At 57.1% G+C, this 25,173-nt stretch carries 22 protein-coding genes; 18 read left to right on the top strand and 4 right to left on the bottom strand.

Annotated features, from left to right (window positions below; genetic code table 11):
* The first annotated feature begins 53 nt into the window (after window positions 1–53).
* From AC0TOF_RS10895 to AC0TOF_RS10870, 6 genes are all read left to right on the top strand, one after another.
* On the top strand, window positions 54–1,319 hold the full coding sequence (locus AC0TOF_RS10895; RefSeq protein ID WP_122001139.1) for an ABC transporter substrate-binding protein: 1,266 nt from the start codon (window positions 54–56) through the stop codon (window positions 1,317–1,319).
* A gap of 89 nt (window positions 1,320–1,408) precedes the next feature.
* Window positions 1,409–2,386, top strand: a complete 978-nt coding sequence (locus tag AC0TOF_RS10890; RefSeq protein WP_473768242.1) for a carbohydrate ABC transporter permease — start codon at window positions 1,409–1,411, stop codon at window positions 2,384–2,386.
* A 2-nt stretch (window positions 2,387–2,388) separates the two neighbouring features.
* Window positions 2,389–3,216, top strand: coding sequence for a carbohydrate ABC transporter permease (locus AC0TOF_RS10885; protein ID WP_162997309.1), 828 nt, complete (start codon window positions 2,389–2,391; stop codon window positions 3,214–3,216).
* Between the two features lie 8 nt (window positions 3,217–3,224).
* Window positions 3,225–4,226 carry an ABC transporter ATP-binding protein gene (locus AC0TOF_RS10880; protein ID WP_122001136.1) on the top strand — a complete coding sequence of 334 codons (1,002 nt, stop codon included), beginning with the start codon at window positions 3,225–3,227 and terminating at the stop codon, window positions 4,224–4,226.
* A 62-nt stretch (window positions 4,227–4,288) separates the two neighbouring features.
* Window positions 4,289–5,074, top strand: coding sequence for a ThuA domain-containing protein (locus tag AC0TOF_RS10875; protein ID WP_473768241.1), 786 nt, complete (start codon window positions 4,289–4,291; stop codon window positions 5,072–5,074).
* Window positions 5,075–5,082: 8 nt separating this feature from the next.
* On the top strand, window positions 5,083–6,129 hold the full coding sequence (locus tag AC0TOF_RS10870) for a Gfo/Idh/MocA family protein (protein ID WP_473768240.1): 1,047 nt from the start codon (window positions 5,083–5,085) through the stop codon (window positions 6,127–6,129).
* 42 nt (window positions 6,130–6,171) lie between these two features.
* On the opposite strand, the gene AC0TOF_RS10865 is transcribed toward AC0TOF_RS10870, so the two are convergent.
* The 3 genes from AC0TOF_RS10865 to AC0TOF_RS10855 all read right to left on the bottom strand — a co-directional run bounded on the left by AC0TOF_RS10865 (window position 6,172) and on the right by AC0TOF_RS10855 (window position 9,903).
* On the bottom strand, window positions 6,172–7,533 hold the full coding sequence (locus tag AC0TOF_RS10865; RefSeq protein WP_208851915.1) for a hypothetical protein: 1,362 nt from the start codon (window positions 7,531–7,533) through the stop codon (window positions 6,172–6,174).
* 88 nt (window positions 7,534–7,621) lie between these two features.
* Window positions 7,622–8,791, bottom strand: coding sequence for an iron-containing alcohol dehydrogenase (locus AC0TOF_RS10860; RefSeq protein ID WP_122001132.1), 1,170 nt, complete (start codon window positions 8,789–8,791; stop codon window positions 7,622–7,624).
* 362 nt (window positions 8,792–9,153) lie between these two features.
* On the bottom strand, window positions 9,154–9,903 hold the full coding sequence (locus AC0TOF_RS10855) for an AraC family ligand binding domain-containing protein (protein ID WP_473768239.1): 750 nt from the start codon (window positions 9,901–9,903) through the stop codon (window positions 9,154–9,156).
* A 307-nt stretch (window positions 9,904–10,210) separates the two neighbouring features.
* Here AC0TOF_RS10855 and leuA point away from each other — a divergent pair, with 307 nt between their 5' ends.
* The 12 genes from leuA (at window position 10,211) to AC0TOF_RS10795 (ending at window position 22,447) form a co-directional block, all read left to right on the top strand.
* The gene (leuA, locus tag AC0TOF_RS10850; RefSeq protein WP_473768238.1) at window positions 10,211–11,896 is read left to right on the top strand and encodes a 2-isopropylmalate synthase; all 1,686 of its coding nucleotides are present in this window, start codon (window positions 10,211–10,213) and stop codon (window positions 11,894–11,896) included.
* A gap of 88 nt (window positions 11,897–11,984) precedes the next feature.
* The gene (locus tag AC0TOF_RS10845; RefSeq protein WP_109986765.1) at window positions 11,985–12,377 is read left to right on the top strand and encodes a c-type cytochrome; all 393 of its coding nucleotides are present in this window, start codon (window positions 11,985–11,987) and stop codon (window positions 12,375–12,377) included.
* 221 nt (window positions 12,378–12,598) lie between these two features.
* On the top strand, window positions 12,599–13,135 hold the full coding sequence (locus AC0TOF_RS10840) for a flavin reductase family protein (protein WP_109986766.1): 537 nt from the start codon (window positions 12,599–12,601) through the stop codon (window positions 13,133–13,135).
* A 121-nt stretch (window positions 13,136–13,256) separates the two neighbouring features.
* Window positions 13,257–13,724 (top strand): redox-sensitive transcriptional activator SoxR, encoded by a 468-nt coding sequence (soxR, locus tag AC0TOF_RS10835; RefSeq protein ID WP_162997308.1) that lies wholly within the window; start codon window positions 13,257–13,259, stop codon window positions 13,722–13,724.
* Window positions 13,725–13,902: 178 nt separating this feature from the next.
* Window positions 13,903–15,357 (top strand): MFS transporter, encoded by a 1,455-nt coding sequence (locus tag AC0TOF_RS10830; protein ID WP_473768237.1) that lies wholly within the window; start codon window positions 13,903–13,905, stop codon window positions 15,355–15,357.
* The gene (locus AC0TOF_RS10825) at window positions 15,357–15,755 is read left to right on the top strand and encodes a DoxX family protein (protein ID WP_473768236.1); all 399 of its coding nucleotides are present in this window, start codon (window positions 15,357–15,359) and stop codon (window positions 15,753–15,755) included. The genes AC0TOF_RS10830 and AC0TOF_RS10825 overlap by 1 nt, the downstream gene beginning before the upstream one ends.
* 71 nt (window positions 15,756–15,826) lie before the next feature.
* Window positions 15,827–16,657 (top strand): SDR family oxidoreductase, encoded by an 831-nt coding sequence (locus AC0TOF_RS10820; protein ID WP_473768235.1) that lies wholly within the window; start codon window positions 15,827–15,829, stop codon window positions 16,655–16,657.
* A gap of 159 nt (window positions 16,658–16,816) precedes the next feature.
* Entirely contained in the window at window positions 16,817–18,256 is a 1,440-nt protein-coding gene (locus AC0TOF_RS10815) for a UbiA family prenyltransferase (protein WP_473768234.1), read from the top strand.
* Window positions 18,256–19,572 carry an FAD-binding oxidoreductase gene (locus AC0TOF_RS10810; RefSeq protein ID WP_473768233.1) on the top strand — a complete coding sequence of 439 codons (1,317 nt, stop codon included), beginning with the start codon at window positions 18,256–18,258 and terminating at the stop codon, window positions 19,570–19,572. Before AC0TOF_RS10815 ends, AC0TOF_RS10810 begins: the two co-directional genes overlap by 1 nt.
* An 8-nt stretch (window positions 19,573–19,580) precedes the next feature.
* Window positions 19,581–20,000 carry an EamA family transporter gene (locus AC0TOF_RS10805; protein ID WP_473768232.1) on the top strand — a complete coding sequence of 140 codons (420 nt, stop codon included), beginning with the start codon at window positions 19,581–19,583 and terminating at the stop codon, window positions 19,998–20,000.
* Between the two features lie 15 nt (window positions 20,001–20,015).
* A complete protein-coding gene (locus tag AC0TOF_RS10800) occupies window positions 20,016–21,023 on the top strand; it encodes an NAD-dependent epimerase/dehydratase family protein (protein WP_473768231.1) in 1,008 nt (335 codons plus the stop codon).
* A gap of 8 nt (window positions 21,024–21,031) precedes the next feature.
* Window positions 21,032–22,447, top strand: a complete 1,416-nt coding sequence (locus AC0TOF_RS10795) for an aspartate aminotransferase family protein (RefSeq protein WP_473768230.1) — start codon at window positions 21,032–21,034, stop codon at window positions 22,445–22,447.
* An 11-nt stretch (window positions 22,448–22,458) separates the two neighbouring features.
* Here AC0TOF_RS10795 and AC0TOF_RS10790 read toward each other — a convergent pair whose 3' ends face one another.
* Complete coding sequence (locus tag AC0TOF_RS10790) at window positions 22,459–24,132, bottom strand: hypothetical protein (RefSeq protein ID WP_473768229.1); 1,674 nt, start codon at window positions 24,130–24,132, stop codon at window positions 22,459–22,461.
* Between the last annotated feature and the right edge of the window lie 1,041 nt (window positions 24,133–25,173).

Here is a 25,173-nt window from a genome sequence, read left to right as displayed (position 1 = left end):
AACCGTTTTCGATTTTAGTAAACCGCTTGCAGGATGGATGGGAGGAGGGAACTATGAAGGCTTTTCAAGGTGTGCTTGCGGCGTGCGTGGCGCTTGGTCTGGCGACGGTGAGTGCCCATGCGGTGGAAATTTCCATCGCGGCCAATTCGACAGGCAACAACATCAAGTTTCTGCAGGAGCAGATCGTCAAGTTCGAGAAAGATACCGGCAACAAGGTCAATATCGTCTCGATGCCGCCGTCGAGCAGCGAGCAGTTCAGCCAGTATCGTCTCTGGCTCGCAGCCGGCAATGCCGATATCGACGTATACCAGACCGATGTGGTCTGGGCGCCGCAACTATCCGACCAGTTCGTTGACCTCAAGGAAGCGACGAAGGATGTGACGGGCGCACATTTCCCCTCCATCATCGCGTCGCAGACCGTGAACGGCAAGCTGATTGCGCTGCCATTCTATACGGATGCTCCCGCGCTTTTCTATCGCAAGGATCTGCTGGAAAAATATAACAAGCAGGTTCCGAAGACCTGGGACGAGATGACGGCCACCGCCAAGGAAATCATGGACAAGGAGCGAGCCGAAGGAAAGTCCGATCTCTGGGGCTTCGTGTTTCAGGGCAATGCCTATGAAGGCCTGACCTGCAACGCGCTGGAGTGGATCAAGTCTTCCGGCGGCGGTCAGATCGTTGAAGCCGACGGTACGATTTCGATCAACAATGAAAAAGCGGCGGCGGCTATCGACCGCGCCAAGGGCTGGATCGGTACGATTTCGCCGCAGGGCGCGCTTGCCTATCAGGAGGAAGAATCGCGCGGTGTCTGGCAGACAGGCAATGCAGTCTTCATGCGCAACTGGCCCTATGCTTATGCGCTCGGTAACAGCGCGGATAGCGGCGTGAAGGGCAAGTTCGACGTTGCGCCATTGCCCGCCGGTGCGGAAGGCGATGCACCGTCCTCGACACTTGGCGGCTGGAACCTTGCCGTCTCGAAATATTCCACCAAGCAGGATGCGGCCATCGCGCTGGTGAAATATCTGGCGTCGCCGGAAGTGCAGAAGGTGCAGGCGGTCGAGATTTCTCGCCTGCCGACCATTGCGGCGCTTTATGATGACAAGGATGTCATTGCAGCGCAGCCTTTCATGGCCAACTGGAAGCCGATCTTCCAGAATGCCGTGCCGCGGCCGTCGGCTGCGACAAAGGTGAAGTATAATGAAGTGTCGTCGAAATTCTGGACCGCCGTGCACAAGACGCTCTCGGGCAACGGCACGGCAGCGGAGAACCTCGAAATGCTTGAGGTCGAGCTGACTGAGCTGGAAGGCTCTGGCTGGTAGGGACCGATCAAGCCGCGTTCGGGTTGTCCTCCCAAGCCCCTATCGGGCAACCCGAACGCCTTTCTCATCCGATGACCCGGAGCAGGATCATGACGGAGACTTCTCTTGATGCGCCGAGGAACCTGCGGAGGCGGGTTCATTCCGATCTTGGCGCACAGCGAAAACGGTCGGCATCGGTGTTTCTCGCACCGACGCTGGTCGTGCTGGCGCTGGTGGCGGGCTGGCCATTGCTTCGCACCATTTATTTCAGCTTTACCAACGCGTCCCTGACGAGCCTTGGTACGGCGGAATTCGTAGGCTTCAACAATTATCTGTCATGGGTGACGCTCAAGAGCGGACGCACCGTCTATCGCGGTCTTCTGGCCGATCCGGCCTGGTGGGGCGCGGTCTGGAACACGATCCGGTTCACGCTGCTTTCGGTCAGCCTTGAAACGATCTTTGGCATGATTGTCGCGCTGGTGCTGAATGCGAATTTCCGGGGGCGCGGGCTGGTGCGCGCGGCGATCCTGATCCCGTGGGCGATCCCGACCATCGTTTCGGCCAAGATGTGGGGCTGGATGCTCAACGATCAGTTCGGCATCCTCAATCATATCTTGCTCAATCTGGGTCTTATCAGCCAGAAGATCGCCTGGACGGCCAATCCCGATACGGCCATGATCGCAATCCTGATCGTCGATGTCTGGAAGACGACGCCTTTCATGGCGCTGCTCATTCTGGCGGGGCTGCAAATGGTGCCGTCCGATATTTATGAGGCCGCGAAGATCGATGGCGTGCATCCGCTGAAAGTGTTCTGGCGCGTGACACTGCCCCTGATCCGCCCGGCGCTGATGGTCGCGATCATCTTTCGCATGCTGGATGCGCTGCGCATTTTCGATCTCATCTATGTGCTGACGCCCAACAATGCGCAGACCAAGACCATGTCGGTTTTCGCCCGCGAAAATCTCTTCGATTTCGACAAGTTCGCCTATGGCGCGGCGGCATCCACGATGCTGTTCCTCATTATCGCGGCCATCACCGTGCTCTACATGTTCTTCGGGCGCGTGAATATTGGCGGCAGGGGGGAATAGTCATGATGCGCACTGTAAAAATGCTCGGCTTCTACCTGCTTGTGGCGCTCATCATTCTGATTGCGGTGTTCCCATTCTATTATGCGATCATCACAAGTTTAAAATCGGGAACGGCGCTGTTTCAGGTCGATTATTGGCCCAGCAGCTTTTCGCTCGACAATTATACCGGCGTGCTGACGCAGGGAAGTTTTGTGCGCAGCCTCGGCAATTCGCTTCTGGTGGCGACCGTGGTGGTGGCAATCTCGCTGCTGCTTGCGGTGACGGCTGCCTATGCGCTGGCGCGGGTGCGCTTCCGGGGGCGGGGGCTCTTGCTTCTCACCATCCTGTCGGTGTCCATGTTCCCGCAGATTGCGGTGCTGGCGGGCCTGTTCGAGCTGATCCGCTTCCTTGGCATCTTCAATACGCCGCTGGCGCTGATCTTTTCCTATATGATCTTCACGCTGCCGTTCACCGTCTGGGTGCTCACCACTTTCATGCGTGACCTGCCGGTGGAAATCGAAGAGGCGGCAATTGTCGATGGCGCGTCGCCATGGGTGATCATTACGCGGGTTTTCATGCCGCTCATGTGGCCCGCTCTGGTGACGACGGGATTGCTCGCCTTCATATCTGCGTGGAACGAGTTTCTGTTCGCGCTCACCTTCACATCGTCCGGCAGCCAGCGCACCGTGCCTGTGGCTATCGCGCTTCTGTCCGGCAGTAGTCAGTTTGAAATCCCATGGGGAAACATCATGGCGGCTTCCGTCATCGTCACGGTTCCGCTCGTCATCCTCGTGCTCATCTTCCAGCGGCGGATCGTGTCCGGTCTGACGGCAGGCGGCGTAAAGGGTTAGGTACAACCATGGCAGAACTTCAATTGCGCGATGTGCGCAAGTCATTCGGGAATTTCGAGGTTATCAGGGGCGTGGATATGGATATCCGCCCCGGCGAGTTCATGGTTTTCGTCGGCCCCTCCGGCTGCGGAAAATCTACGCTGCTGCGCCTCATTGCCGGGCTTGAGGAAATCACCTCGGGCAGCCTTTCCATCGATGGAACGGTGGTCAACAGCTTCGCGCCATCGAAGCGCGGCATTGCCATGGTGTTCCAGTCCTATGCGCTCTATCCGCATATGACGGTCTATGAGAACATGGCTTTCGGCATGCAGCTTGCAGGCAAGAGCAAGGATGAATGCCAGGACCGCATTCATCAGGCCGCAGAAATGCTGCAGCTGACGCCTTACCTGGAGCGCCTGCCGCGCCAGCTTTCCGGCGGGCAGCGCCAGCGTGTCGCGATTGGCCGCGCCATCGTGCGTGATCCGAAAGTCTTCCTCTTCGATGAACCCTTGTCCAATCTCGATGCGGCGCTACGTGTGGCTACAAGGCTTGAGATCGCCAGGCTCCACCAGAGCATGGAAGACACCACCATGATCTACGTGACGCACGATCAGGTGGAGGCGATGACATTGGCCGACCGCATCTGTGTGTTGCGCGATGGGCGCGTGGAGCAGATCGGTACGCCGCTTGAGCTTTACGAAAAGCCCAATTCGCTTTTCGTCGCCGGGTTCATCGGATCGCCGAAGATGAATTTCCTGACCGGCAGCCACGCCGAGCCTTTCGGCGCCCATACGGTGGGACTGCGCTCCGAGCATCTGGCCATCGTACCCGAAGGCGGCCATTGGTCGGGTCAGGTTATCCATACCGAAATCCTCGGTTCCGATACCTATGTCTATATCGATCTCGGTCTGGAAGAGCCGCTGGTGGTCCGCGAAAGCGGTGTGTCGGCACGCAAGCCCGGCGAGACACTCTCGGTTTCCCCAACAGGGAACCACGTTCATCGTTTCGATGAAAAAGGCCGCGCCGTCTGACGCCGACCTCCCAAGCTCAAAATGGATCGCGGGCTGAAATGCCCACAACAAGGAGAATATTCGTGCCTATTCGTACCATCGTCTGGGGTGAAAACATCCACGAGCAGATCAATGAAACCGTGCGCTCGGTCTATCCCGAAGGCATGCACAACACCATCGCCAAGGCGCTGAACGAGGATAGCGCCATTCAGGCTACCACCGCCACGCTTCAGGAGCCAGAACACGGTTTGCCGGAAGAACGCCTTGCCGAAACGGACGTGCTGGTCTGGTGGGGGCACAAGGATCACGGTGGCGTCAGCGACGAAGTCGTCGAGCGTGTGGCAAAGCGCGTCTTCGAGGGCATGGGCCTGATCGTGCTTCATTCCGGCCATTTCTCAAAAATCTTCAAGCGCCTGATGGGCACGCCCTGCGCGCTGAAATGGCGCGAGGCGGGCGAGCGCGAGCGCGTCTGGGTCGTCAATCGCGGCCATCCGATTGCTCAGGGGCTGGACGAGAATTTCGTGCTCGAAAATGAGGAAATGTACGGCGAGCAGTTTTCGGTGCCGGAACCGCTGGAAACCGTTTTCATCTCGTGGTTTGCTGGCGGCGAAGTGTTCCGCTCTGGCATGACCTGGCGGCGCGGCGCGGGCAATGTATTCTATTTCCGGCCCGGCCATGAAACCTATCCGACCTATCACGATGCGAATGTGCGCACGGTTCTGCGCAATTCGGTCAAATGGGCCTATAATCCGCAACCGGCCTGGACCGGCATTCACACCGCGCCCAATGTTCCGGTTGAGAAGGCATTGGAGCCGATCGTGGAGCGCGGGCCGAAATTGCACAAAGCCGGTGAAGCCGGTTATCGCTGAGGTGCATCATGCGTCTTCTTATTCTTGGTACAGGCGGCATGGCGAAGAACCATGTCGAAGCCTTCAAGGTCATCGAGGGCGTCGAGGTCGTGGCGGCGTGCGATGTTTCGGCAGTGCGCGTCGATGCGTTTTCGGAAAACCACGGTATTCACAACCGCTTCACGCGGCTTGAGGATGCGCTGGAGTGGAACCGTTTCGACGCGGTTGCCAATGTGACGCCGGATGCCATCCACCACCCGACCACAATCGCGCTGGTTGGCGCTGGCAAGCATGTCTTCTGCGAAAAGCCGCTGGCTGAAAGCTACGAGAAGGCCGCTGAAATGGCCGATGCCGCCGAGCAGGCGGGCGTCGTCAATATGGTCAACCTCACCTATCGCAATGTCGCGCCGCTACAAAAGGCGCGCGAAATGGTGCTGGCGGGCGAGATCGGGCAGGTGCGTCACTTCGAGGCGTCCTATTTGCAAAGCTGGCTGGTCTCCAAGGCGTGGGGTGACTGGAAGACGGAGAGCAAATGGCTCTGGCGTCTTTCGACCCGGCATGGCTCGAATGGTGTTCTGGGTGACGTCGGTATTCATATTCTCGACTTCGCGACCTATGCCATCGGCAGCGATGTGGAGCGGGCTTCGGCGCGGCTCAAAACTTTCGAGAAAGCCGATAACAACCATATTGGCGAGTATGTGCTGGATGCCAATGACAGCTTCGTCATGATGGCGGAATATGCCAATGGCGCGCTGGGCGTCATTCACGCCAGCCGCTGGGCCACGGGTCATCTGAACGAGCTGCGGCTGCGTATTCATGGCGACAAGGGCGCGCTCGAAATTCTCCATACGCCAACCGGTTCCAGCCTGCGCGGTTCCATTGGGGAGGATATCGAAACGCCGGTCTGGCGCGATATCGATGCAGGAACGGTCGAAACCAACTATCAGCGGTTTGCCCGTGCAGTCGCCGATGGCGCGCAAATGGAACCGAGCTTCCGTCATGCGGCCAACCTGCAACGGGTTCTCGATCATGCGATGATCGTGGACAGGCCGTTGCCTGAAGTCGTCAGCGGATAGAATGGGCGGAAGCCCTCCCGGTCTTGCCGGGAGGGCAATTTGTCAGTTGTCCTTGGTAAAGGTGTTATCTGTCTCGCCACGGAAGAAGTCGCGGCCATAGATCAGCAGGCACAGGACAACACCCGTTGCAAACGCCCAGGCTGCGCCGCGTGTAGCGAGAACCGCACCCACAACGCCAGCAATGCCGAGATCACGTTGCGAGCGAGCTTCGAGAATGCCGACGCGAACCGAAACATAACCTTGAATAAGCAAGGTTAGCGCAAGCGCCACGCCGAGGATCGGCTGAACGAGCGTTACGATCGGCATCAGGAACAAGCCGGTATTGGTGCCCCAGCGGAACGAGCCCGCCCCGCCGAAGATCGAATGCATGGCCTTCTTGCCCTGCGAAAAACGCTCGGTGATGACCACATGCATGGCCGACCAGAGCGGTCCGCACATGCAAACATCCGGCCCCAGAACACTCATTGCCGCGTTGCGCCCGCCAAAAATCAGGTGCGCGCGATCGGGATTGTAGTCCACTTTTTCGTCGGGGCGCGCCTCGTCGGCTTCCTTCAGGATGGCGCGGCTTTGCAGTACGTCGCCGAATACGACGATATAGGCCGCAAGCATGGTCGGGATAGCACTGAGAAACATCGAAAGCGGCGGCAAGCCGAGGCCGAAAACCGTGTATTCACGCCACAGCGTTGCGAAATCCGGGCTGGTGAGCGACCATTCGAGCTTCGGCCACTGCGCTTCCCCGAAAAGGGGAGCGATAATGACAGCAAGCAGAATGATCGGAAACACGCCAAGCTTTCCAATGATGGCGAGTATCGGATTGCTGTTCTTGATACGCGCAAAATGGCGGGAAAAGATGACGTAGAAGCCAAGGCCGACGGCAATGGTGATCGTGAAGGGGAACGTATCGAAACGCCCGCCAAGTTGGAAAACCGATATGACAGCGGCAAATCCCGCACCGACGATGATGCCCGCCTTGATGGCGGCTGGAATGAGCTGCACCACGCGATGCGCCATGCCCGTCGCGCCGATGAAAATGGAGAATATGCCCAACATCATCTGGAATGCGACCAGCGCGTGAACGCGTTCCGGTCCTTCAGGGAATGTGGCGCAATAGGCCATCAGCAGCGGAATGGCAGGGGTGATCCAGCCCGGAACGACAGGATCGCCCAGAAGATGGTGGGCAAGATAGAAAAGCCCATTGAGAACCACCACGGCAAGGGCGACCTCGAAGGGCATGCCGAGCAGTTCGGTCATCAGCGGGATGGCGGACAGGTCCACTGCGCACATCAGCAGGCCCTGAAAATAATCCGGCCATTCGAATTTGTAGTGAAGGAAGGGCAGGCGAATTTTGAATGGTCCGGCAGGCCAGTATGGCTGCTCCTGACCGTCGATACGTTCAGTGCTCAATTTATTCTCCGAAGACATGAGGAACGGCTGCGGAGAAGCGGCAATCAGCTCGCTTCTCCGGCACGTTCCGTCAGGTCATTGTTATTGATCAGAAAGCTTCGCGATAAAGCGCGAGCGCATCGGCCTCGGTTACGTCAACCGGGTTGTTGCCCAGAAGCCGTGTCTGCAGCATCGCGTCGCGCGCCAGCATTTCAAGGCTGTCTTCGGTCACGCCGACATCACGCAGGCGGCGCGGTGCGCCGGACTTGTTCATCAGCTCTTCCATATAGGTGACGAAGGCCGCTGAGCGCTCTTCCGTCGTGCCTTCCGATTTCTCCAGCAGGAGATCGGCAAGCTCGGCATAAAGCGTGGCTGCGCCCGCCATATTGTAGCGCAGGACAGGTCCCAGCATCAGCGCGTTGGAAAGGCCATGCGGCACATGATAATGACCGCCAAGCGGATAAGCCAGCGCGTGAACGGCGCCGACAGGCGAGTTCGAAAACGCCTGACCGGCATAGTTGGCGCCGAGCAGCATGGCCTCGCGGGCATGACGGTCATTGCCGTTTTCGCAGGCTGCAACCAGATTGGCTGAAAGAAGCTTCAGCGCTTCGCGGGCGAATGCGTCTGACAGCGGGTTCTTCTTGATCCGGCTCGTATAGGCTTCGATCGCATGGACCATGGCGTCGATGCCGGTCGCCGCCGTATGAAGGGCGGGCAGGCCGCAGGTCAGCTCCGCATCGAGGATAACGAAGTCAGCGTAAAGCTGGCGGGCAACGACGCCCATCTTCGTGGTTTCGCCGGTTGTCAGAATTGTGATGTTCGTGACTTCCGATCCGGTTCCAGCGGTTGTCGGAATCTGGATCAGCGGAAGACGGCTGCCTTGCACCTTGCCGATACCGTAAAGCTCGGAAAGTTCCTGTTCGGAAACGAGCAGCACGGCCGCGAGCTTGGCGATATCCATGGAAGAGCCGCCGCCCAGACCAAGTACGATATCGCAACCGGCGGCCTTTGCTTGCTCAACACAGGCAAACAACACGGATTCCGGCGGATCGGCTACCACGTCATCGAATACGCTGATACCGAAACCAGCCTTTTCAAGCGAGGCCAGCGCATGGTTGAGGACGCCGGCCTTGTGCAGGCCCTTGTCCGTCACGATCAGAATCTTGCGTTCGGAAAACCGCTCGCCGAGGATTTCGCCGAGGCGCTTGGCAGCGCTCCATTCGACGAGCATCGAGCCGACGGTATCGAACGAAAATGGCTTGATCTCTGTTGTCATCATTCCACCCTTATCACTTTCACCAGCGCCGAGGTCTCTCACTTCCTCACCGGCACACAACGCTGGGCTTATCCCGGAAAAGCTTCTGTCTTGGGAAGGAAGCGCCTCCGTCATTTTCCGATACAGCCGATGCATCGGCGGTTCTGAAGAAAAGCCTGGGAGAAACTTTTCGTCTGTTCAGTATATTGAACAATGTTCAAAACTAAACGACCGATACAGGATAAGAAGCCGGACTGTCAATTTCTCCCTTCGATCAGGAGGGCTAAATCAAGGCCAGAAAGTTCGCGGTCGAAATGCCCCGGAATATAAGCGATTGAAAATGTTCGTTTTCACTTCGGTTGCCATCACACAACTTTGTGAATATTTCAGGAAAAATAACTTGCCGGGCTTCGCCCGAGGCTGCGTTTGAACGTTGCGGCGAAAGCGCTTGCGCTTTGGTATCCGCAGTCCAGCGCAACGGTGACGACGGGCATTCCCGCGGCCAAGGCGGGCAGGGCGGCGAGCAATCGTGCCTGTTGCCGCCAGCGGCCATAGGTCATGCCGGTCTCGCGCTCGAAGTGTCGCATGAAACTGCGTCTGCTCATGCCCGTTCGATCAGCGGCATCGTCAAGGGACAGCTCTGTATCGGGCTCCGCTTGCAGGGCTTCACAAAGTTTGCGGAACCGTTGATCCAGAGGCGTTGGAAGATTGAGCGGTTCCGTGGGGAGAAAGGTCAGTTCTTCCAGCAAAAGTTCGCTGATACGCTGTGCAAAGGATGTAACAGGCTGGTCCTGCAATTCAACCAGACGCAGGATCAATTCCCGCAATAATGGCGAAACTTCCACCACGCCACAGGACGGGGGAAGGGAGCGGGCCGCATCCGAACGGACAAAGATCGTACGAAACTGGACCGGTCCATGGCTGCGCGTTGCATGTTCCACCATCGGCGGTACCCACACCGCACGATTTGGCGGCACGACCCAGGTTCCGCTCTCCGTTGTGACGGATACCACGCCGGATCGCGCATAGATCAGTTGCGCATCCTGATGGCGGTGCGGCGGTCCGGCAAAAGACGTGTCATCTTGCGCCAGGGCCGATAGGGCGAGTGCAAGCGGCGCAGGGTAGTTCAGCGACATGGGTTGACCCTTTTGCGCTCTATTATGACCCTGATGCGCAAGAATGCCAATATGGGCACGTCTATTATCGGGTGGAGAAGCCAGTTTTCCAGAAAGCCTGAACGTGTCCGCTTGCGCCTGCCACAACACAGTTGTTTCGACGGAGTTGAACACTCCGGTCGGCAATGCGCGACTGGCGTCCCTGCTTCTTCTCCTTCGACTTACCGGCGACCGTTGGGCCTGATGGCATCCCGGCGGTCGTAATCTGCCGTCAATCCCTTTCCCATTGTCGCAGTCGCTGCTCCGCGCAGCCGAAGGAACTATTATCATGTTGCAGAACCCGGACAGCAAATACCGTCCTTTCATATCTCCAATCGAACTGCCGGATCGCCAGTGGCCGAACCGGCGCTTGACGCAGGCGCCGCGCTGGGTATCGACAGACCTGCGCGACGGCAATCAGGCGCTTGCCGACCCGATGGATGGCGACAAGAAAATGCGCTTTTATCGCATGCTCCTGGAAATCGGTTTCAAGGAAATCGAGGTTGCATTTCCTTCAGCTTCGCAGACGGAATTCAATTTTGTCCGCCGCCTGATCGAAGAGGAACTGATACCCGACGATGTGACCATTCAGGTGCTCACCCAATCGCGTGCCGACCTGATTGCACGCACTTTTGAATCCCTGCGCGGCGCACGTCAGGCCATCGTCCATCTTTATAATGCGACAGCGCCGCTTTTCCGTCGCGTTGTGTTCAAGATGGAAAAGAACGAGATAATAGACCTGGCCGTCTGTGGCGTAACGGCCATGCTGGAGGAAAGCCGGAAGCAACCCGAGACGCGTTGGACGTTTGAATATTCACCGGAAACCTTCTGCTTTACCGAGCCGGACTTTGCGCTGGAAATCTGTGAACGTGTTCTGGATGTCTGGCAGCCAACGCCGGAAAACAAGGTAATTCTCAACCTTCCTGCTACCGTTGAAGTGGCAATGCCGAACGTCTATGCGGACCAGATCGAATGGTTCTGCCGCAATCTTTCCCGCCGCGACAGCGTGATCATAAGCGTCCATCCGCATAACGACCGGGGCACAGCGGTGGCTGCAACGGAACAGGCCCTGCTTGCAGGCGCTGATCGTGTCGAGGGCTGTCTGTTCGGCAATGGCGAGCGCACTGGCAATGTCGATCTCGTTACGCTGGCGCTGAATTTCTATACGCAGGGCATCGACCCAAAACTGTATTTTCCAGAGATGCGTTCCGTCGTGCGAACGGTGGAACATTGCAATGACTTGCCAGTTCATCCGCGCCATCCCTATGCAGGCGAACTGGTCCATACAGCTTTTTCCGGCTCGCATCAGGACGCTATCCGCAAGGGCTTTGCCGCGCATGAAACGCGTAATGACGGAATATGGGAAATGCCTTACCTGCCCATTGACCCGAAGGATATCGGCGAGAGCTATGAAGCCGTCATTCGCGTGAACAGCCAGTCGGGAAAGGGCGGCGTGGCGTGGGTGCTGGAACAGGACCGGGGGCTGAAACTGCCGCGTCCGCTGCAAATCGATTTCAGCCGTCGCGTACAGGCATTTGCCGACGATACCGGCAAGGAAACGACCTCTGAAATGATCTGGACGCTGTTTAGCGACCTGTATCATTTGAACGCAAACGCCGAATTCGAGCTTCTGAATTACAGGGAAAGCAGACCGGCGCGGAGCGGCGAGCCGCGTGTCTTTGCCGGGCGAATCCGGCATCGCGGCAAGGAAATCGCCATAACGGGGCGCGGTAACGGATTGATCTCAAGTGCGGTTTCGGCATTGCAGGCCGGTTGCGATATCGAACTGGAAATCGTCGATTATCACGAGCATTCGCTCAAAAAAGGCACCTACGCACAGGCCGCGGCCTATATCGAATGTCGGACGCAGGATGGGCGGAAAGTTTTCGGCGTCGGGATCGATGACGATATCGCAACCGCGTCGATACGGGCTGTGTTAAGCGCTGCCGCGAATTTTTCTGCGAGCGGTGCTTAAAAAGTGAGGAGGCAGGCAAGATTTGCTCTTGACCTCAACCAAGGTTGAGGAACTAGAGAAGCATGGCCGATTATCTGGAGTATCGTCCATGCGCTTGTCGCTCCTTCTTGTTCCCCTTGCCTTTTCCACTGCTCTCATTGTTTCGACAGCCGCCTCTGGTGAAGGGGCGGATGCTGCCGCGGGAGAAAAACTCTTCAAGCGATGCTCCGTCTGCCACACGGCGGATGCCGATGAGAGCAAACGCGGCCCGTCATTGAAGGGCGTGGTGGGCCGCAAGGCCGCCTCCTATCCGGGTTATCCCTATTCGGATGCAATGCGCAAGGCGGCGTCCGAAGGGCTGGTCTGGAACGAGGATGAGCTAAAGAGCTTTCTCAAGAAACCGCAGGCCATGGTGAAAGGCACATGGATGGCTTTCGCCGGACTGACCAAGGAAAAAGACCTCGAAAACATGATCGCCTATCTGAAACAGCATTCCGAATAGCTGTTTGGAGCCGATATGGCCGAACGGACATCCCGACGTAAGGCCATGGCCGGTCGGAAACGCTGCGGGGCGATTCCGACCGGCGCCAGAACATTTCCAGCAAAAGTGTGAAACGGTTTTGCGTTCGGAAATGCAGAAAAAACAAATAGATAGAGCGGTTCTGACGATGCCGTCAAACAGGAACCGCTCTAAGCAGGGACAGAAGCCGAAGGTTGTCTGACATGATGAACACGAACGTGCTGCATATAGACCGCGACGCAATTGGCGCTGTTTCGAAACGAGAGTTCGCGGATGTGATGTCGCGTATGGCCGCGACCGTGTCCGTGGTGACAGCGCGCGATGCTGGCGAAGCCCACGGTCGCACGGTGACAGCGGTGTTGTCGCTTTCCGCCGAACCGCCGATGGTCTTGGTTTCGGTCAAAAGCGACAGCGCACTGGCAACGGCGATCATTTCCGATGGCGGCTTCTCACTCGCCATGCTCGCGGAAGGGCAGGAGATGATCGGCGATGCTTTTGCAGGCAAAATACCGCATGGGCAAAGATTTCTAATTGGCGTGTGGGGCGAATGGCCGTCGGGCAGGCCGCATCTTTTCGGGGCGTCAGCTGCGATTGATTGCGAACTTGCAGGCAGTGTTCCGATGGCGGATCACACGCTTTTTGCCGGGCTGGTAACGAATACCGATTTGCCGCTGCATTCTCGCCCGTTGCTATGGGCGCGCCGCAATTATCGCGCGTTGAGACATGACGCGGATTTATGAGATGCTTGCGATGGCGCGCGGCTGGAGCGCTTTTCTTCCGCGCATCTGAACCAAAAGCCGTTTCACACTTTTCGGGATGTGCTCAAAGGCCTACACATTCGGCATGATCGAGTTTGACGATATGGAACATTCAGGTCTCAAGAAAAGCCTGACAGTTGGTGACGTTTCCCGGCGCGCTGGCGTGGCGGTCTCTACGGTTCATTTCTATGAAACCAAGGGGCTTATCGAGGGCTGGCGCACAGAGGGCAACCAGCGACGTTATCACCGCGCCGTGCTGCGTCGCATTGCCATTATCAAGATCGCGCAACGCGCAGGTATCCCGCTCGCGATCATTCGTGAGGCGCTGGAAGACCTTCCGCATGACCACGTTCCGACAGCGGAAGACTGGAGACGCTTTTCGGAAGCCTGGAAAGGCATGCTTCAGGAGCGTATCGACAGTCTGATGCAGCTTCGTGACCAGATAACAAGCTGCATCGGTTGCGGTTGTCTCTCGCTTTCCGAATGCCCGTTGCGAAATCCGGACGACATCCTCGGGCAACAGGGTGCCGGCCCCAGAAGATTGATGGCCAAGACCGGCAATCTCACCTGACTTTCGAGCGTCCGAGCCGAGTTTTCCCCACCACCATTGTGCTCGCTCGCAGTGGCGGTTTTGTTTTGGATTTGGCCGATTAAATCCTGATGTTTTCAGTCGAAATAGCCTATTGACCTCAACCAAGGTTGAGGTCCTATAAACCCGTCGGCAACAATTCAGTTCACGGAGGCCGACAGTGCAAAGTTCGATCGAAGAAACAATTCCGGCGGGGGACGCGGGCTATAAGCCCGCTGGCTGGGGTGAGCTTCTAAGCGGTAAAAATGGCCTCTATGCCCTGGCTTTGGCTGGTGGGGTCACGCTCCACGCGGTCAATATGTACATCGCGACCACAGTCATGCCGAGCGTGGTGCAGGATATTGGCGGCATGGATTTCTATGCCTGGGCCACGACCTTGTTCGTCGTTGCCTCCATTCTGGGTGCCGCACTCACTGCGCGGCTTCTGAAAAGTGCGGGTCCAAGGGGCGCCTATGTCGTGGCGACCTTGCTGTTCGCGGCCGGTACACTGATTTCGTCTCTGGCTATCAATATGCCTGTGATGCTGGTGGGGCGGAGCGTGCAAGGCCTTGGCGGCGGCTTCCTTTATGCGCTTGCCTATGGCCTGACCCGTGTCGTGCTGCCAGAGCGTCTGTGGGGCAGGGCCATCGGTCTCATTTCCGCGATGTTTGGCGTGGCGACACTGATCGGTCCGGCGATTGGCGGCATCTTTGCCGAATATGGCGCATGGCGCGCCGCTTTCTGGTCGTTGCTGCCCGTTTCGGGCCTTTTCGCTGTGGTCGCATTCGCAACATTGCCGCGTTCGAGCTGGGACAAGAATGAGCGCGTTTCCATTCCCGTTCTTCAACTCATTCTTTTGACCGGCGCTGTCCTTGCGGTATCCGCAGGGAGCCTGTCTCAGGAGACGCTATGGAAGATCGTTGGACTGGGAGCTGCTATATTCATGATTGCCATTATTGCGGTCGTGGACCGCGATGCCAAGGCCCGCCTCCTGCCGCGCCGCTCGTTCAGCCTGTCGACGCCGCTGGGTGCGCTTTACCTTACAATCGCGCTTTTGATGCTCAGCATGCAGCCCGAAATATACGTGCCCTACCTGCTTCAACACCTGCATGGCCAGTCTCCGCTATGGGCGGGATATCTGGCGGCACTGATGGCCATTGGCTGGACAGTGGCATCCTTCCTCAGTTCCAAATGGCAGGAGAAGGGCGGCGACAAACTTGTCGCGGCTGGCCCTATCCTCGCGCTTGCGGGCCTCGTGTTGCTCGCCGTATTCCTTCCGGTTCACGGTAGCGGCAACTGGTCATTGCTCGCGCCCGTCTGCCTTGGGCTCATCCTGATCGGTTTCGGGATCGGCCTTGCCTGGCCGAGCCTCGTCACCCGTGTTTATCAAAGCGCTCCGTCGACCGAGCAGGACCTTGCCGCAGGCGGCATGACGACCGTGCAGCTTTTCGCCATCGCCTTCGGGACGGCCTGTGCGGGCATGGTTGCCAATTTCGCCGGTATTGCAGTGCCTGGCGGCGTGGAAGGCGCGGCCAATGCCTCGCTCTGGCTCTCGGTGATTTTCGCGCTCGCACCGGCAATTGCGATTGCCGTGGCATTCAAGGTCAACCGGATCACTGGCGGAAAGGCTGATTGATGCCGCGCTTCATTGCCAACATTCTCGATTCCCGCGTCAGTCTTTTGCTGGCGCGGATCGTTCTCACCTTTGTTTTCTGGTCCAGCGGCCTGGCCAAGCTCTTCGATTTCGGTGCCAATGTCGCGGAAATGGAGAGCTTCGGCCTCTATCCGGGCTGGTTGTTCAACAGCGCGACCCTGCTTTTGCAAATCGGCGGATCGTTGATGATTATCTTCAATCGCGGAACCTGGCTGGCTTGTGGCGCTCTTGCGGTCTTTACGATCCTGACCATTCCGGTCGCTCATCCATTCTGGGCGAAAGAAGGAGAAGAAGCTTTCCGGGATATGACGGTGGCACTGGAGCACATATCGCTGATTGGTGGCCTCGCCATAGCCGCGATCCTGGCGCGTAAGGTTTAAACCACTGGACGCAAGGATTGGCCTGCCTGTACCTTGCCTGTCGTCTGATCGATAGGCAGGGAGGGCCTGGTATGGATGTGACGATCATAACGGGAGCATCGGATGGTATCGGTGCCGAAACGGCACGGCAGATTGCCCGACGCGACCGTGCAAATGCTGCTTTGGTGCTCGCCGCACGCAATGTGGACAAGCTGGAAAATCTGGCAGCCGAATTGCGGCAGCTGGACAGTTCTGCCCTCGTGGTGCCAACCGATGTGAAAGATCGCGCTGCCTGCATCGCTTTGATTGACAAGGCGGTGTCCGCCTATGGCCGCATCGATACGCTGATCGTGAATGCGGGCATGTCGGCCCATGCCAATTTTGCCGAAATCAAGCCGGATGATCTCGGCTGGATGCATGATCTGATGGAGTTGAACTATTGGGGCAGTGTCTGGCCTATCCATGCCGCACTTCCCCATCTTGCTGCAAGCAAGGGGCGGATTGTAGCGGTCTCATCCATTGCCGGGTTGATCGGCGTGCCGGGACGCACGGCCTACAGCGGAACGAAGTTCGCCCTTTCCGGCTTCTGCGAGGCGCTTCGCGCGGAACTGGAACCAAGCGGCATATCCGTGACAATCGTCTATCCGGGTGTCGTGAAGACCGACATTCGCAAGGTGGGCTACAGTGCGAGCGGGGCCGCTCTTGGAACGAGCGGCGTGCGCGAGGATGACATGATGCCGGTCGAAGAAGCCGTGCGGCTGATGCTGGACGGCGTGCAGGCGCGCAAACGGGAAGTGCTGATGACCCGGCAGATGCGGCTGGGGCGTTGGTTGAAGCTTATAGCGCCCGCGCTGGTGGACCGCATGGCGCTCAAGGCTATCAAGCCGGAGTTCAGGCCGAAACCGATCGTCCCCGCAAAGTAAACAGCGATTGGCAAGCGGTTGCGACCGAGAATGAGGTTCTCGACCCGTTTTGCAGCGGGAATGCGCGTTTAGCGCAAACTATATCGAGAAAGTACATTTTTCATTTGGCTTCTGTCGCGGTCCCGTTACAAGAGAGGCTCGGGCGGTAAAGGGCTAAAAATGGACACGCGGGGGCAGGGCAGCAGGAATGTGCCGCTGGCAGTCGATCTGGACGGAACGCTGGTTTCGACCGATCTGCTGTGGGAAGGCATTTTTCTTCTTCTGAAAAAGAACATTCTGTTCGTCTTCATGTTGCCGGTCTGGCTGCTCTCCGGCAAGGCATATCTCAGGCAACAGGTGGCGGGCCGCGTCACGCTGGATGCGTCGCGACTTCCTTATCGAACCGAGTTTCTGGATTTTCTGCGCGCAGAACATGCGTCTGGACGCATGTTGGTGCTGGTGACGGCAGCTCCGGAACCGGTAGCGACTGCTGTCGCGTCGGAACTCGGTATCTTCAGTGAGGTCTGCTCAACGTCCCTGACAAAAGAATCTTCCGCAAAAAGCAGAGCCGAACTGCTGGTGGAGCGCTATGGGCGGCAGGGGTTCGATTATGCGGGGAATGATCGCGACGATTTGCCGGTTTTCGATGCGGCGCGGCAGGCGATTGTCGTGGCACCTGATCGCGCAGCGGCGCGCTTCCAGAAGCGAAACGGCTGCGAATTTTTCAATGCCGGAAAGCCGACTATCCGAACCTATGCCCGGATGCTGCGCGTTCATCAATGGCTGAAGAACCTGCTGGTCTTTGTTCCTGCCACTCTGGCGCATGATATAGTGAAGCCGGACGTGTTCATTGCGGGTTGCCTGGCATTCATTGCCTTTTGTGCGACAGCGTCTGCGATCTATATCGTCAACGATATTTCCGATCTTCCGGCGGACCGGAGACATGCGCGAAAAAATCAGCGGCCCTTTGCAAGGGGGCAGATTTCCATTCCTTTCGGCCTTTCGGTCGCGGCTCTGTTGCTGCTTTTGACGGCCTTCATCTGCTTCTTCCTGCCGCCGGCTTTCACGCTGGCAATCGTCACCTATCTGGTTCTCACGACCGCTTATACATTTGCCTTGAAACGCATGCTGCTGGGCGACGTGATTTGTCTCGCAGGGCTTTACAGCTTGCGGCTCTTGGGAGGATCGGCGGCATCACATGTTCCGCCGTCCTTCTGGCTGATGGCCTTTGCCATGTTCTTCTTCCTCTCGCTCGCATTGGCGAAGCGCTATGTCGAGCTGCAAGGCGCGGTAGCGACGGAAAAGGACAAGATCGCCGGGCGGGGATACCGCCCCGAAGATCGCGATATCGTGGGGCAGTGCGGGGTGGCAGCCGCATTTACCGCAGCGCTGGTTCTGGCGCTCTATATCAATAGCGATGCGGTCAAGACGCTCTATACCTATCCCTGGCTGATATGGCCGCTCGGTCCGATGGTGCTCTATATGAATGTTCGCGTTTGGATATTGGCGCATCGGGGCAACATGGATGACGATCCCGTTCTCTTTCTTGCCAAGGATTGGCGCAGCCAACTCGTCATCACGCTTGGCGCGGTGTTGCTTCTTGTGGCTGGAATGCGCTGATGGAACAGTCCTTCGACAGCTTCGGGCGTGTTGATCGCCGAGAGCGCCGATCTCTTTCGCTGGAGAGGCTGGAGACTGATTTCACGCGCACCTTGCCCAAAGATGCCAGCCTGTTGCCATTCGGCAATGGTCGCTCCTACGGTGATAGCTGCCACAACGATGCGGGCTTCCTCGTGCCCATGCAGGCGCGAAGAAGAATAGTGCATTTCGATCCCGACCGGGGAGTGCTGACGGCGGAAAGCGGCGTGCTTCTGGGCGAAATCATCGCTCATGTTGCGTCGCATGGTTATTTTCTGCCTGTTACGCCCGGCACCCAGTTTGTGACGCTCGGTGGCGCTATTGCCAATGACGTGCATGGCAAGAACCATCATCGGCAGGGTAGTTTCGGGTGCCATGTCGACGCGCTGGACCTGCTTCGCTCGGACGGTGTTCATTATAGATGCTCCGCAGCGGAAAACCCCGACCTGTTTCGAGCTACAATCGGCGGAATGGGGCTGACCGGATTGATCCTCCGCGCAACGATCCGGCTTATGCGTGTAAGCGGTCTCGACGTTGAGGAGAAGATTTTGCCCTTCGCCAATCTCGATGCATATTTCGATATGGCCGAGATTGCCGATAGTGAGAATGAATATGCCGTGGCCTGGGTCGATCAGCTTTCCAATGGTAGGGGCCTGCTGATGGTCGGCAATCATGTTGCCGCGCCCGGCGGCGCGCATATCGCGGCATCTGCGCGCCTCGGCGTGCCTTTTGACTTGCCGTTTCCCGTGTTGAACAGGGCAAGCCTTGCGCTCTTCAATACAGCCTATTTTCATCGCAAGAGACGGATGACGGCAGCGCATGGAGTGCGGTATCGGAACTTCTTTTATCCTCTCGACGCCATCCGAAACTGGAACCGGCTTTATGGCCCGGCAGGGCTTTACCAGCACCAAAGCGTGATCCCGCTTGATGCTGCCAGAACCGTCATTCCGGCAATGCTCGCGGCGAGCCGCGAGGCGAGGCAGGTATCGTTCCTGACTGTGCTCAAACGTTTCGGGTCGGTGAAGTCTCCCGGTCTTATGTCATTTCCAATGGCGGGATATACGCTGACCATGGACTTCCCCAATCGTGGCCGAAAGACGCTGGAATTGCTGGACCGTCTGGACCGGATGACCGTCGAGGCCGCCGGTCGGGTCAACCCCTATAAGGATCAGAGGATGAACGCCCGAACGTTTGCAGCAAGCTATCCGCGCTGGCGCGATTTCGAACTTTTCCGCGACAAGGCTTTCAATTCCAATTTTTGGCGCCGCACGGCTTTGACGCTCAGTGAGGCAGGTTAGGAAACGTGATGAAATATATTCCCTTCATCCTGTTCACGGTCATGACCAATGCCGCCGCGCAATTGATGCTGAAATACGGCATGCTGACGCTCGGGCCGATCAGTTTCTCAGCAGACACACTGATCCAGCGCGTGTTCCAGATCGTTTTCAATCCGTGGGTTTTTGCGGGCCTTCTGACCTTTGTCATCTCCATGGCATCGCATCTTTACGTGTTGTCCAAGGTCGATCTTTCCTTCGCCTATCCGTTCCTCAGCCTTGCCTATGTGGCGGTGGCTCTGTTCGCATGGTTTTTGTTCAAGGAGGGCCTGGGCGCATACAAGATCGCAGGCATCGCGTTCATTTGCATCGGAACGGTCCTGATCGCGCAAAGCGGCAAATCATCCGAACCGAAGGCAGAGACGAATGTGAACCAGCAGACGCGGGGTTGAGCGAGGGGGCACGCAATGAGACACATAATCTTCGGCGGTGATGGATTTGTGGGGCGTTATCTCGCTCCCAAACTTCTTGGCGATGGCCATGAGGTCATTGTCGCGGATATCGTGAAAAGCGATCTGTCGCACTATGCCGACGTCGCTTTCGTCGCGACCGATGTAACCGATCCGGAAGCAGTCCGCAGGTTGGGCATTCGTGCCGACGACGTGATTTACAATCTGTCGGCCAAGATGCTCTCGCCGATACAGGTCCGGGCAAAACGGCATGATTTCTTCTTTCCCGTCAATTATTACGGGACGGAAAACATCATCAGGGCGATGGATGCGGCAGGGGCGAACAAGCTTGTGCATTTCACCACCGACATGGTGTACGGGCACACCTACACATGGCCGCAGAAGGAAGACCATCCCTGCAAGCCGCTCGGCGAGTACGGGCTTTCCAAGCTGAAGACCGAAGAACTTGCCATTGAATGGCGCGAGCGGGGGATGAATATTTCCCTGTTTCGTCCGCGCCTTATCATCGGCCCCGGACGCCTCGGCATTCTGGAAAAGCTGTTCAAGCTGATTGATTACAATCTGCCGGTGCCGATGATCGGTTCGGGCAAAAATCCCTATCAGTTTATTTCGGTATTCGACTGTGCCGAGGCGGCACGGGCTGCTTTCAAGGCGGGTATACCTAATGAGGTCTATAATCTCGGTTCGCTCAACCCGCCCCCGGTTCGCAAGCTGCTCGGAGATCTCGTCCGCCATGCAGGATCAAAATCCGTCTTGTTGCCGACACCTGCCTGGGCGGTGAAGCGGACATTGGGCGTGCTCGACTGGATGAACATGCCGATCATGGACCCGGAACAATATCTGATTGCCGATGAAATGTGCGTCCTGGATGTTTCAAAGGGCGAGCGCGAGCTTGGCTGGGTGCCGCAATATCGGGACGAGGATATGCTGATCGCAGCCTATCGCGAGTATCGCAAAAAGATCGAAGCTGCATCCTCCGACGCCCCGGCACTGGAAGCTGTATAGAGGCAGACATGAACCAGTCCAACACAACGCCAAAGCCGAAACTGCTGACTGTTGACGAAGCAAAAGCACTCGATCTGCCGCAGATGACGGAACTGTTCACGGCTCATCTCAATCCGGGCCAACTTCACTTCATGAAGCTGCTCGGTTTTCATAAGGTGAAGATCGAGCGTGCGGAAGGCATGTATTATTACGACCAGAACGGGCGCCCGATCCTCGATTTCTTCGGCGGGTTCGGGTCATTGGCTTTCGGTCACAATCACCCGCGCATTCTGGAAGCACGGCGACAGTTTCAGGAAGAGATGCGCCACGAGATTGCAATCGCCTTCATGTCCCAATATGCGGCTGCTCTTGCTTATGACATTGCAGCCTGTTCGCCCGGCGATCTCGACATGGTGTTTCTCGGATCTTCCGGCTCGGAAGCGATGGAAGCCGCAATCAAGGTCGCGGAGCGCGCCGCCGGTCCGAACAAGCCGAAGATCGTCTATGCTGAAAACTCGTTTCACGGCAAGACCAAGGGCGTTCTGTCCATCACGGATGGCGGGCTTTATCGCGGCGAATTCAAGCTGGTCGACAACACTGTGCGCGTGCCTTTCGGCGATATAGACGCCATTGAAAAAGCGTTTCGCGCGGACCCTGAAATCGGGGTGATCGTGCTTGAAACGGTGCAGGGCGGCGGCGGCATCATTCAGGCTGATGCAGAGTTCTGGCAGAAGCTGCGTGGCCTGTGTGATCAGTATGGTGTGATCTGGGTAGCCGACGAAGTGCAGTGCGGGTTGGGACGAACCGGGAAATTCTATGCTTTCGAGCATTATGGCGTCATTCCAGACGTCACTGCGCTGGCGAAGTCGCTTGGCGGCGGAAAGACAGCCATGGCCGCGATGATCGCGCGCCGTGGCATCTACATGAAGGCCTATGGCACGCCCAAGACTGCAATGATCCATGCGATGGCGACTTTTGGCGGGATCGGCGAAGCCTGCGTCACGTCCATTGAAGCCTTGAATGTTCTATACGATGAGCATCTGATCGATAACGCAGCCGAGGTAGGGGATTATCTTCTGGAAAGGCTGAGCGAGTTGCAGGGCCGCTATCCCGCCCTTGTGAAAGACGTGCGCGGGAAGGGGATGATGGTGGGACTGGAGTTCCATGATTTTTCCCAGACAATGCCAGCTGTGCTGCGGCCTGTTCTGGGAATGCTGGATGAAAAGCTGAAAGGTTCGCTCCCCGGCTTTATCGGCAGCCATCTGCTGCGCGATCATGGGGTTCTGGTCGCCTTTACCGAGTATAACCGCAATGTCATTCGCCTCGAGCCGCCGCTGATCTGCGGCCGCGAGCATGTGGACGCGTTCATCAAGGCGCTGGATGAAGTGCTTTCGCGCGGCATCGTCCGGATTGTGCGGGATTTCGTCAAGGCTCAAATCAAGTAAGTGGATTCCACTTACGGAATAAGACCATGGCGAAGCAGCAAATCCCAACATGGGTTCAAAGCGATAACGGATCGGTCCTTTAGCGCTTCGGCGTATATTTCCTGCAGGGCAAGACGATTGGTCGTCGTCGGACATTTCGGGCGCAATATGCCATCGGTTGCTTCCACGGCGGCTTTCGTTCGTTCGGACAGAGCTGGCACTGTGCGGAACGGGTCAGCGCCGATCTGGATATGTCGTGTGGCGTCGCGGTCCAAAATCCAGGCGAACGGATTGACGAAGTCGAGCGACATGATGCTTTGCAGGCGGATATTGTTGCGGGTTTCGAAGGTTTTCAAATCCTCCACCATCTGGTTTGCAGAGAGGAGCCAGAAAACCTGAAAGTCAATTTCCGAATAAAGCTGCCAACTGGGTAGCTGGCCCTGTTTGGCCAATACGTCATAGGCGGCATTGTTCTCTGGATAATGGGACTGGAAAAGTTCTGCCCGCTTCAGGAAATCAGGTCGCGTAAGCACTTGGCCCAAGTTCTTCAGCTCCGGCAAAGAGGGTTGAACATAAGTCGGCGCGACGGCCACGGCTCGCAAGGTGCGGTGTGTGACCTTGGTGAAAGTCGGAATGACACAGAAGGCGGCAAGCGTGACGAAGACGATCTTGAACTTCTCGCTGCCGGGTTTCACGCGTTGAAAGATCATGAGCAGGATGGGCCAAAGAAAAATGAATTCCTGACTGCCGGTGTTCTGCGTTTCAAGAATGACGCCGCCCAGAAGCCCGATGGCGAGCCAGACGGAACCCCGATCGAAGAAGTGGCCTTGCGTTCCGGGTAGGCGCTGCTCCCTCCAGAAAAGGGCCAGAACGAGAACCGCTGCCGGGACGATGACATCGAGTTTCAACGATATGACGGTGAGGAAGCGCGGCAATAGCGCCTCTTCATTCAATGCGATCAATGTCGTGATATCGTGAACATACGCGCTGACAATTCCATTATTCAGTTCCAGAGCCAACATTGCCGTGATGGCGGTCATAGCAGCCAGCGCTACGCTGCGAATTGAGATTCTTCCGGCCAGAAGCGCCGCAAGACCGAATAAGCCGCCCGCAAGAAAGCCCGTAACTTTCATAAGGAAGAGTGCAAGCATGGCTGCCGCGCAAAAAAGCGCAAGCTTCGCGCCGTCACGTATGAACATCAGGCCGCATATCAGCACGTAAAGCAGAAGCGACGTGTGGCGGTTATAAATCCCGAAACCGTCCAATCCGGGATAGGGATAAAAGCTCTGTGTATTGGCCGGAAAGATCGCGAAAACCAGAAATGGAACAAGAAGAAAAACACCGGTCATCCGGTTCCGGGGTTGAAGCTGCGCCAGCACCCATGCCATCAGAGGCGCCGCGATAGCCAAAAGGGACCATTGAACAAGCAACAGCGGTTGCGCTTTTGGGAACAGGGTTTGTCCCCACGCAAACAGATAATAACCAAGCGGTCCTGCGGGGGTGGAGAAGTCCACGTTCGGAATCTGCCCCATTCTTATGCGCTGGGCAGCATCAAAATAGATGTAGCTATCCCAATACATGGGGCCGATCGGCGCATTAAGCCTCAACGACAGAAGTACGATCTGCAAGAGCAGAACAAAAGCCAGCCAGAACAAGGGCGCTCCATGCACCCGCCTGGCGGAATTGAAAATCTTGCTGAAATACATGGAACCCCGCTCCCCTGCCGCGCCGAGTACCGAAATTATCCCTCAACCCTTAAAACAACTGAAAGAGCCAGCGCATCATCAGTTCGGATTGAAGAAAGTCAATGAGGAGTTCGGGGAGAGGCCAGAAAAGAGAACGCCCACTGCACTGGGAGGAGGAGTGTGCAGTGGGCGAATCTATAAAGCGCGATTGGGAGGAGGAGTATCGCGCTTTGGGTTCGGTTTTTGGGAGGAGGAGTAAAACCGAACAACGCCAAGATAGGGATATGGGTTACCGCTTACAAGGGGCAATGCTGCAAGGCAGATATGCATTTTCGGGTAGCTAAAAAGAAACCGCCCCGCAGCGATCGAGCGCGCTGGGGCGGTACTCCCTCCTCCAAGTGGAGGGAACAATAAACACGCTCATTCAGAAAGCAACCCCTTTATAAAACTCTATAATTTTCAGAAATTACTGAAATTTATGTATGTTTGTGGGGCGGTGGCGGTAAAAGCTCAAGCTGATCTCACAGTGGAAGCTATGCGCCCCAGAATGGAAGCGGGTCTTCCCTCAGCCGAGCCTCCCGCCAAAGATATCGACGCGGAAAATTCGAAGTTCGAGCGGTCTTCAACTCTTGGGCGATTTGTTCACCGGATTTTCAAGTGTACCGATAAATTGTCTATTTATTTTCGGCAAAGCTGTGAGTAAGTTCCTGCCATCTTCTTCGATTGGGGGCTTTCGGAGGAGGTACGCCGCCTCAGCGCGTTCATTCGCTGCGAGGCGGTTTTTAATTTGGGTGCGGTTGACAGTGCATATCAGCATTGCAAGCTTGTGAATTGAGCGAGCAGGCCCGACGGGTTACAGATTGCGAACTCCAGTGATCCGTGATGGTTCTCCCCCAACTATTCGGGCTTTTTTGCACTGCAATCACGTATTTTTTCACGCTGGAACGTATTGTTAGTTCCAGAATCGGAGCTAACGTTCCATTTTCCTAGTGCGTGCACTCCTGAGAGCTCGCCCGCCTCGCGCCCCTAAGCCCCCCGCCCAAACGCGAGGCGGTTCCTTTG

Source organism: Ochrobactrum sp. PL_is501, from assembly GCF_055816895.1.
The sequence above is the reverse complement of the archived record's forward strand: the minus strand, read 5'-3'. Positions and strand labels throughout refer to the sequence as shown.

Excerpts from the sequence above, each read along its gene's own strand:
- AC0TOF_RS10810 (WP_473768233.1), top strand. The coding sequence starts at position 18,256 with ATGGAACAGTCCTTCGACAGCTTCGGGCGTGTTGATCGCCGAGAGCGC.
- AC0TOF_RS10885 (WP_162997309.1), top strand. The coding sequence starts at position 2,389 with ATGATGCGCACTGTAAAAATGCTCGGCTTCTACCTGCTTGTGGCGCTC.
- AC0TOF_RS10815 (WP_473768234.1), top strand. The coding sequence starts at position 16,817 with ATGGACACGCGGGGGCAGGGCAGCAGGAATGTGCCGCTGGCAGTCGAT.
- AC0TOF_RS10860 (WP_122001132.1), bottom strand. The coding sequence starts at position 8,791 with ATGATGACAACAGAGATCAAGCCATTTTCGTTCGATACCGTCGGCTCG.
- AC0TOF_RS10895 (WP_122001139.1), top strand. The coding sequence starts at position 54 with ATGAAGGCTTTTCAAGGTGTGCTTGCGGCGTGCGTGGCGCTTGGTCTG.
- AC0TOF_RS10790 (WP_473768229.1), bottom strand. The coding sequence starts at position 24,132 with ATGTATTTCAGCAAGATTTTCAATTCCGCCAGGCGGGTGCATGGAGCG.
- AC0TOF_RS10820 (WP_473768235.1), top strand. The coding sequence starts at position 15,827 with ATGGATGTGACGATCATAACGGGAGCATCGGATGGTATCGGTGCCGAA.
- AC0TOF_RS10870 (WP_473768240.1), top strand. The coding sequence starts at position 5,083 with ATGCGTCTTCTTATTCTTGGTACAGGCGGCATGGCGAAGAACCATGTC.
- AC0TOF_RS10890 (WP_473768242.1), top strand. The coding sequence starts at position 1,409 with ATGACGGAGACTTCTCTTGATGCGCCGAGGAACCTGCGGAGGCGGGTT.
- AC0TOF_RS10795 (WP_473768230.1), top strand. The coding sequence starts at position 21,032 with ATGAACCAGTCCAACACAACGCCAAAGCCGAAACTGCTGACTGTTGAC.
- AC0TOF_RS10845 (WP_109986765.1), top strand. The coding sequence starts at position 11,985 with ATGCGCTTGTCGCTCCTTCTTGTTCCCCTTGCCTTTTCCACTGCTCTC.
- AC0TOF_RS10855 (WP_473768239.1), bottom strand. The coding sequence starts at position 9,903 with ATGTCGCTGAACTACCCTGCGCCGCTTGCACTCGCCCTATCGGCCCTG.
- AC0TOF_RS10800 (WP_473768231.1), top strand. The coding sequence starts at position 20,016 with ATGAGACACATAATCTTCGGCGGTGATGGATTTGTGGGGCGTTATCTC.
- soxR (WP_162997308.1), top strand. The coding sequence starts at position 13,257 with ATGGAACATTCAGGTCTCAAGAAAAGCCTGACAGTTGGTGACGTTTCC.
- leuA (WP_473768238.1), top strand. The coding sequence starts at position 10,211 with ATGTTGCAGAACCCGGACAGCAAATACCGTCCTTTCATATCTCCAATC.
- AC0TOF_RS10825 (WP_473768236.1), top strand. The coding sequence starts at position 15,357 with ATGCCGCGCTTCATTGCCAACATTCTCGATTCCCGCGTCAGTCTTTTG.
- AC0TOF_RS10880 (WP_122001136.1), top strand. The coding sequence starts at position 3,225 with ATGGCAGAACTTCAATTGCGCGATGTGCGCAAGTCATTCGGGAATTTC.
- AC0TOF_RS10805 (WP_473768232.1), top strand. The coding sequence starts at position 19,581 with ATGAAATATATTCCCTTCATCCTGTTCACGGTCATGACCAATGCCGCC.
- AC0TOF_RS10840 (WP_109986766.1), top strand. The coding sequence starts at position 12,599 with ATGATGAACACGAACGTGCTGCATATAGACCGCGACGCAATTGGCGCT.